Below are 7,867 nucleotides of genomic sequence, written 5' to 3'. Positions count from 1 at the left end.
CCGCGGCGAGGTTGAGGTCGTGCAGGGCGAGGACCGCGGTGAGGCCGAGGTCCCGCACCTGGGCGAGCAGACCGAGCTGCCCGCCGATGTCGAGGTGGTTGGTCGGCTCGTCGAGCAGGAGCAGGCTCGGCCGTTGAGCGAGCGCTCGGGCGATCTGCACCCGCTGCTGCTCGCCGCCGCTCAGCGTTCCCCAGCTTCGGTCGGCCAGCTCGGTGCCACCGACCTGGGCGAGCGATTCGGCGACGATCCGCTGGTCCCCGGCCCCGTCGAAGCCGCCGAAGATCCCGGTGCGGTACGGGATGCGACCGAGGAGGACGACCTCGCGCACGAGCAGGTCGATCGTGGGGCTCGCGTTCTGCTCGAGGAGGGCGATCCGACGGGCGGTTTCGCGTCGGCCGAGGGACGCCAGGGGTGCGTCGTCGAGGGTGATCCGTCCACTCGTCGGGGTGTGCAGGCCCGCGACAAGGCGCAGCAGCGTGGACTTTCCAGCGCCGTTCGGGCCGAGCAGTCCCGTCACCGAACCGGTCGGGATCACCGCGGAGACGTCGTCCAGGATCGTGCGCCCGCCGACTCGGAACGACACCCGCTCGATGACTACACCCATGACACGGACTTCCGGCTCTTGATCAGGGCGATGAACACCGGAACCCCGATCAGGGCGGTGATGATCCCCACCGGCAGTTCGCGCGGGTCGAAGACCGTGCGGGCGAGGGTGTCCGCGATCACGAGGAACACCGCGCCGGATACCGCGACGAGCGGCAGCAGTCGGCCGTGCCCCGGCCCGCTGAGCCCGCGTACGAGGTGCGGGAGGATCAGCCCGACGAACCCGATCGCACCGCTCACGGCGACCATGGCCCCGGTCAGCAGCGCCACCGTTCCGAGGAGCGCCCACCGGGTGCGGTTGACGTCGACTCCGAGCGAGGCCGCCGCGGTGTCGCCGAAGGCGAAGGCGTCCAGCCGGCTCGCGGCGAGCACGAGCCCGGTGCCGGCGAGGATGAGCGCGCCCCCGGCGATGAGGACCGTGCCCCAGGAACTACCGGCGAGGGAGCCGAGCAGCCAGTTCAGGATCTCGCGGTAGGAGTCGCCCTTGGCCGACCAGAAGATCACGAAGGAGGTGCCCGCGGCTCCCAACTGGGCGATCGCGAGGCCGGCGAGCACGGCCCGGCCGGGCGTGATCGTTCCGCCGACCCCGGCGATGGAGAGCGTCGCGACGAGAGCGGCGAGCGCGCCGGCGAAGGCGGCGAGCGGGAGCGCGACCCCGACGCCGAGGATCACGACGCAGACCGCGCCGAGCGAGGCCCCGGAGGACAGGCCGAGCAGGTAGGGGTCGGCGAGTGGGTTGCGGGTCACGCTCTGCATGACCGCGCCGCTCAGGGCGAGGCCCGCACCGACGAACGCCGCGGTCAGCACTCGCGGCAGCCGCAGCTGCCAGACGATCGCATCAGTGAGAACGGGCACCGTGCCCGTGTGCGGGAAGCCTAGGTGCGCCGCGAGGCTGCCGAAGACATCCGCGAGGTTCACCGGAGCGGGCCCGATCGTCACGGCGACCGCCGAAACGAGCACGAGAGCGGCCGAGGCGAGCGCGAGCCACAGCCCGAAGCGGCCGTTCCGGCGAGCGGATGCGGCCGGCCGGGTTCGTCCCGCCGCGGAGCCCGTGCCCGCAGTCACCGACTACTTGCTCAGCGAGTTGAGGTCGGCCAGCTGGTCGATCGTCGTTGCCGCGGCCTCGACGTTGCGGATGCCGGCCTCCGTCGAGGCGAACGGGAGGGTGATGTAGCGCTTGTTCTTCACCGCGGAGAGGTTCTTCGTTGCCGGATTCGCCTCGAGGGTCTTGATCTTGGACTCTGCCGTGTTCCAGGTCGCGTCGACGAGCACGATCACGCTCGGATCGGCCGCGACGACGGATTCCCAGCCGACGGAGGTCCAGGTGTCCTTCACGCTCGCGAACACGTTCGTGAGGCCGGCGGCATCCATGATCATCTGCGGCGCACCGATTCCGGCACCGACGTACGGGCTGTCGACGCCGCTCGAATACCAGAGCGCGGACGTCTTCGTGGTCGCGGGGGAGAGCGTGGTGAGCTCCTTGCGCTGGGTGGCGACGAGCCGTGCGGCAGCCTCGGGGGCTCCGAACACGGCGCCGGCCTCGGTGATCTCCCCGAAGACGGTGTCGAAGGTGAGCGGGTTGGGCTGGTCGGCCCCCTTGCAGGCGGACGGTGAGACGTAGCTGCCGATGCCGACGGCCGCGAGCGTGTCGCGGGTGCCGACGCCGTCGGCCGCGAAGTTGGACTCCCAGCCGCCGAAGACGAAGTCAGGGTTGAGGGCGAGCACTGCCTCCTGGCTGGGCAGGAAGTCGCTGACGACCTTGAGGTTGGTGCCGATGGAACTGAGCGCCTGCGGGAGCGGCCCGTCGAGGAAGGCCGTGCCGACGATGTGATCGCCGAGGCCGAGCGCGAGGAGGAGTTCCGTCGCCGAGGACTTGATCGACACGATCCGGCTCGGGGCCTTCGTGACCGTGACCTGCGTGCCGCAGTTGTCGATCGTGAGCGGGTATGCCGGCTTCGCTGTCGCGGTCGGGCTCGCCGTGACCGCATCCGGGGCCGGGCCCGCGGGAGTCAGGCTCGTGCTCGCGCAGCCGCCGAGCAGGACGGCGACCGCCGTGGCGACGGCGACGGCGCGCCAGGCGATCGAGGTGCGGGAGGCGAGGGGCGCTCGGGAATTCGGGAGACGAGTCATGGGTCCTTCGGTGGCCGGGCGGGGTTCTTCGAATCGTACCAGCGCCTGATAACGGTTTCGCCGATCGCTTGCCACGGGCGCAGTTGGGCGACAGGATGATCCACACGCACTCAGCACGCCCGGAAGTTTCAGCGGAAGTTTCAGGTATCTCGAAATACCGACTTGGTGGAGGCAGACATGTCCGACGGATCCAATACCCCGGCCAGCGCGAAGATCGGCACGGATGCGACCGGTCGCGGCGCGAACATCGTGCGGGCCGCGATCACCCAGGCCACCTGGACCGGCGACGAGGAGTCGATGATCGCCAAGCACGAGGGATTCGTCCGCTCCGCGGCGGCACAGGGCGCGCAGGTGATCTGCTTCCAGGAGCTCTTCCATGGCCCGTACTTCGGCATCGTCCAGGACCCCAAGTACTACGACTACGCGACCAGGGTGCCCGGGCCCCTCGTCGAACGGTTCCAGGCGCTCGCCGCGGAGCATCACATGGTGATCGTGCTTCCCGTCTACGAGGAGGAGCAGGCCGGGGTGCTCTACAACACCGCCGCCGTCATCGACGCCGACGGCAGCTACCTCGGCAAGTACCGCAAGCACCACCTCCCGCACCTGCCGCAGTTCTGGGAGAAGTTCTACTTCCGCCCCGGCAACCTCGACTACCCGGTCTTCGACACCGCGGTCGGCAAGATCGGGGTCTACATCTGCTACGACCGGCATTTCCCGGAGGGCTGGCGCATCCTCGGCCTGAACGGCGCCGAGATCGTGTTCAACCCCTCTGCCACCAAGCCGGGCCTGTCCAACCGGCTCTGGGAACTCGAACAACCGGCCGCCGCCGTCGCCAACCAGTATTTCATCGGCGCCAACAACCGGATCGGCACCGAGTCCGACGAGTTCGGCGACGAGGCCGTCACCTTCTACGGCAGCTCCTATTTCGTCGACCCGCGCGGCAACTACGTCGGCGCCATCGCCTCGACCGACACCGAGGAGATCGTGATCCGGGACCTCGACCTGGGCCTGATCCGGGAGACGCGCACCTCCTGGCAGTTCTACCGCGACCGCCGGCCGGACTCCTACGACCCGATCGTCCGCGCATGAGCACCCGCGCGGGCCGCACCCTGATCCGGGGCGGCACGGTGGTCAGCTCGACCGGCCGTTCAGAAGCGGATGTCCTCATCGACGGCGAGAAGATCGTCGCGATGCTCGCCCCCGGCACCGCCATTCTCGGGTTCGACGTCGCGGCATCCGCCGACCGGGTCATCGACGCGACCGGGAAGTACGTGATCCCCGGCGGCATCGACGCCCACACCCACATGGAGCTGCCGTTCGGCGGCACCGCGGCCTCGGACACGTTCGAGACCGGCACCCGCGCGGCCGCGTGGGGCGGCACGACGACGATCATCGACTTCGCGGTGCAGAGCTACGGCCAGCGGGTGTTCGACGGCCTGGCGACCTGGCACGACAAGGCGGCGGGCAACTGCGCCATCGACTACGGCTTCCACCAGATCATCGGCGACCTCAACGCCGACTCGCTGCAGGCGATGGACGGGCTGCTCGCCGAGGGGGTGTCGAGCTTCAAGCTCTTCATGGCCTACCCGGGAGTGTTCTACTCCGACGACGCGCAGATCCTCCGGGCGATGCAGAAGTCGGCGGAGACCGGGCTCATGACGATGATGCACGCCGAGAACGGGCCCGCGATCGACGTGCTCGTCGGGCAGCTCCTTGCCGAGGGCAAGACCGACCCCTACTACCACGGCATCGCGCGGGCCTGGCAGCTCGAGGAGGAGGCTACGCACCGGGCGATCATGCTCGCCGACCTGACCGGCGCGCCGCTCTACGTCGTGCACGTGAGTGCGAAACAGGCCGTCGCCCAGCTCGCCGCGGCCCGCTCCCGCGGGAAGAACGTCTTCGGGGAGACCTGCCCGCAGTACCTCTACCTCTCACTCGAGGAGAACCTCGGCGCCCCCGGCTTCGAGGGTGCGAAGTGGGTGTGCTCGACCCCGCTGCGCAGTCGCGCGGAGGGGCACCAGGAGGAACTCTGGCAGAGCCTGCGCACGAACGAACTGCAGCTCGTCTCGACCGACCACTGCCCGTTCTGCATGAAGGGCCAGAAAGACCTCGGCCTCGGCGACTTCTCGAAGATCCCGAACGGCATCGGCTCCGTCGAGCACCGCCTCGACCTGCTCTACCAGGGCGTCGTCGAGGGCCGAATCACCCTCGAACGCTGGGTCGAGCTCACCTCGACGACCCCGGCACGGATGTTCGGCCTCTACGGCACCAAGGGCGTGATCCAGCCGGGGGCGGATGCCGACGTGGTCGTCTACGACCCGGCCGGGCACACCTCGATCGGCGTGGGCAAGACCCACCACATGAACATGGACCACTCGGCCTGGGAAGGGTACGAGATCGACGGGCACGTCGACACCGTGCTCAGCCGGGGCAAGGTCATCGTCGACGGCAACAGCTACCTCGGGACGAAGGGCGACGGGCGGTACCTGCCGCGCGGCCTGAGCCAGTACCTGACCTAGGCGCGTCACCCCGGCATCCGCCGCCCACCCGCCCCACCACCGAGAGAGCGCAGGCACCCCATGGACTTCGGAGCAGTACTGCAGACCAACCCGCCCTCGGCCAGGGTCGTGCAGCTCGCGCAGCTCGCCGAGGCCTATGGGTTCAGCCATGTCTGGACCTTCGACTCGCACCTGCTCTGGCAGGAGCCGTACGTGATCCACAGCCGTATCCTCGCCGAGACCCGCAAGATCCTGGTCGGGCCGATGGTCACAAACCCGTCCACCCGGGACTGGACGGTGACGGCGTCGACCTTCGCGACCCTCAACGAGATGTACGGCAACCGCACCATCTGCGGCATCGGGCGCGGCGACTCCGCGGTGCGCGTCACGAACGGCGCCCCGGCCACCCTGAAGACGCTGCGGGAGGCGATCCACGTCATCCGTGAGCTCGGAAATTCGCGCGCGGTCGAGTACAACGGCGCCACGTTGCGGTTCCCGTGGAGCTTCGGCAGCTCCCTCGAGGTGTGGGTGGCCGCGTACGGGCCGCTCGCGCTCAAGCTCACCGGCGAGGTCGGCGACGGCTTCATCCTGCAGATGGCCGACCTCGACGTGGCCGAGTGGATGATCAGCACGGTGCGGAAGGCCGCGGCAGCGGCCGGCCGGGACCCGGCCGCCGTGAAATTCTGCCTCGCCGCCCCGATGTACATCGGCGAGGACTGGGAGCACATGCGCAACCAGTGCCGCTGGTTCGGCGGCATGGTCGGCAACCACGTCGCCGACATCGTCGCCAAGTACGGCGCCGACTCCGCGGTGCCGCGCGCCCTCACCGACTACATCGCCGGGCGCGAGGGCTACGACTACAACCAGCACGGCCGCGCGGGCAACACCCACGCCGACTTCGTGCCCGACGAGATCGTCGACCGGTTCTGCGTGCTCGGCACCAAGGCGGATCACATCAGGAAGCTCGAGGCGCTCCGCGAGCTCGGTGTCGACCAGTTCGCCGGGTACCTGCAGCACGACAACAAGGAAGAGACCCTGCGGGTGTACGGCGAGAGCGTCATCCCGGCGCTCCAGACTGCGGTCTCGGCGAAGTCGTGAGCATCCGGACCGATACCCCGTCGCCGGCACTTCGCCCGGCAGATCCAATCCGGTCGGTATGCCCGATCCGGCCGAAACACCAAGGAGAACCCCTGTGACCGACCAAAAGCCGACCGCCGACCTCGACGAACTCACCGTCGACCTCGACCTCGCCCACGTGTTCCACTCCTGGTCGGCCCAGGGCGGCGGGCGCACCCCGTTCGTCCTCGCCGGCGGGCTCGGAACCCGGGTCTGGGACCACTCCGGCACCACGTATCTCGACTTCTCGAGCCAGCTGGTCAACCTCAACATCGGCCACCAGCATCCGGCCGTCGTGCGCGCGATCGTCGAACAGGCCGGACTGCTCGCGACGGTCGCGCCCGCGACGGCCAACCTCACCCGCGGCCAGGCGGCGAGCCGCATCGTCGCCCGCGCCCCCGACGGCTTCCACAAGGTGTTCTTCACCAACGGCGGGGCGGATGCGAACGAGAACGCGATCCGGCTGGCCCGGTTGCACACCGGTCGCGACAAGATCCTCTCGACCTACCGTTCGTACCACGGCAACACCGGCGCGGCGATCGTCGCGACGGGGGACTGGCGGCGGGTGCCGAACGAGTTCGCGCGCGGCCACGCTCACTTCTTCGGCCCGTACCTCTACCGCAGCGATTTCTGGGCGACGACCCCGGAGCAGGAGTGCGAACGCGCCCTGCGGCACCTCGAGCGTGTGATCGTGAGCGAGGGGCCGAGCGGGATCGCCGCCGTGCTGCTCGAGACGATCCCGGGCACTGCGGGCGTGCTGCTGCCGCCGCCCGGGTACCTGCCTGGAGTACGGGCGCTGTGCGACCGCTACGGCATCCTGCTCATCCTCGACGAGGTCATGGCGGGCTTCGGCCGCACCGGCAGCTGGCTCGCCCTCGACCTCTACGATGTGGTGCCCGACCTGATCACCTTCGCGAAGGGCGTCAACTCGGGCTACGTGCCCGCCGGCGGGGTGATCATCCCGGATTCGATCGCGAACGACTTCGACACGACCGTGTTCCCCGGCGGACTCACCTACAGCGGGCATCCGCTCGCCATGGCCGCGATCGTGGCGGCGCTCGACGCGATGGAGTCGGAGGGGATCGTCGACAACGCGGCCAGGATCGGGCGCGACGTGCTCGCGCCGGGGCTCGCCGAACTGGCGGAGCGGCACCCGATCATCGGGGAGGTGCGCGGCGTCGGCGTGTTCTGGGCGCTCGAACTCGTCGCGGACCGTGCGACCCGGGAACCCGTCGGCGCCGCGGTGATGGCGAAGATCAAGGCCGAGTTGCTCGCCCGCGGGCTGCTGCCCTTCATCGCCGAGAACCGCATCCACGTGGTGCCCCCCTGCGTCGTCACCGACGCCGAGGCAGCCGAAGCCCTCTCCATCTACGAAGAGGTCCTCTCCCTCCTCTAGCCCGGCACCTCCGCCGCCGCCCCGCCCCGCTTGCCCGCTTCCGCGCTTCCGCGCTTCCGCGCTTCCGCTCTTCTGCTCTTCCGCGAGAGTACGAAATGTGCCCCTAAACCACGCGAATACGGGC

7 protein-coding genes are annotated in these 7,867 nt (G+C 69.5%); 4 read left to right on the top strand and 3 right to left on the bottom strand.

The window, feature by feature from the left end; translation table 11 throughout:
- From QN350_RS18315 to QN350_RS18305, 3 genes are all read right to left on the bottom strand, one after another.
- Positions 1-604, bottom strand: a 604-nt coding sequence (locus QN350_RS18315; RefSeq protein ID WP_323517074.1) for an ABC transporter ATP-binding protein, incomplete at its 3' end; no start/stop codon positions are given.
- The gene (locus QN350_RS18310; protein ID WP_416173013.1) at positions 595-1,668 is read right to left on the bottom strand and encodes a putative F420-0 ABC transporter permease subunit; all 1,074 of its coding nucleotides are present in this window, start codon (positions 1,666-1,668) and stop codon (positions 595-597) included. The genes QN350_RS18310 and QN350_RS18315, both read right to left, overlap by 10 nt.
- A gap of 3 nt (positions 1,669-1,671) precedes the next feature.
- Positions 1,672-2,733 (bottom strand): putative F420-0 ABC transporter substrate-binding protein, encoded by a 1,062-nt coding sequence (locus QN350_RS18305; RefSeq protein WP_322138636.1) that lies wholly within the window; start codon positions 2,731-2,733, stop codon positions 1,672-1,674.
- A gap of 177 nt (positions 2,734-2,910) precedes the next feature.
- On the opposite strand from QN350_RS18305, the gene QN350_RS18300 reads away from it, so the two are divergent.
- From QN350_RS18300 to QN350_RS18285, 4 genes are read left to right on the top strand one after another with little or no spacing between them, the layout of a single operon-like run.
- A complete protein-coding gene (locus QN350_RS18300; RefSeq protein ID WP_322138637.1) occupies positions 2,911-3,822 on the top strand; it encodes a nitrilase-related carbon-nitrogen hydrolase in 912 nt (303 codons plus the stop codon).
- Positions 3,819-5,252, top strand: a complete 1,434-nt coding sequence (gene hydA / locus QN350_RS18295; RefSeq protein ID WP_322138638.1) for a dihydropyrimidinase — start codon at positions 3,819-3,821, stop codon at positions 5,250-5,252. The genes QN350_RS18300 and hydA overlap by 4 nt, the downstream gene beginning before the upstream one ends.
- 60 nt (positions 5,253-5,312) lie before the next feature.
- Complete coding sequence (locus QN350_RS18290) at positions 5,313-6,329, top strand: TIGR03842 family LLM class F420-dependent oxidoreductase (RefSeq protein WP_322138639.1); 1,017 nt, start codon at positions 5,313-5,315, stop codon at positions 6,327-6,329.
- Positions 6,330-6,387: 58 nt separating this feature from the next.
- Entirely contained in the window at positions 6,388-7,743 is a 1,356-nt protein-coding gene (locus QN350_RS18285; RefSeq protein ID WP_322138640.1) for an aspartate aminotransferase family protein, read from the top strand.
- Positions 7,744-7,867 lie beyond the last annotated feature (124 nt).

It is taken from the genome of Cryobacterium sp. 10I5 (genome assembly GCF_035019865.1).
Classification (GTDB): domain Bacteria; phylum Actinomycetota; class Actinomycetes; order Actinomycetales; family Microbacteriaceae; genus Cryobacterium; species Cryobacterium breve_A.
This window is presented reverse-complemented; position numbering and strand designations above follow the sequence as displayed.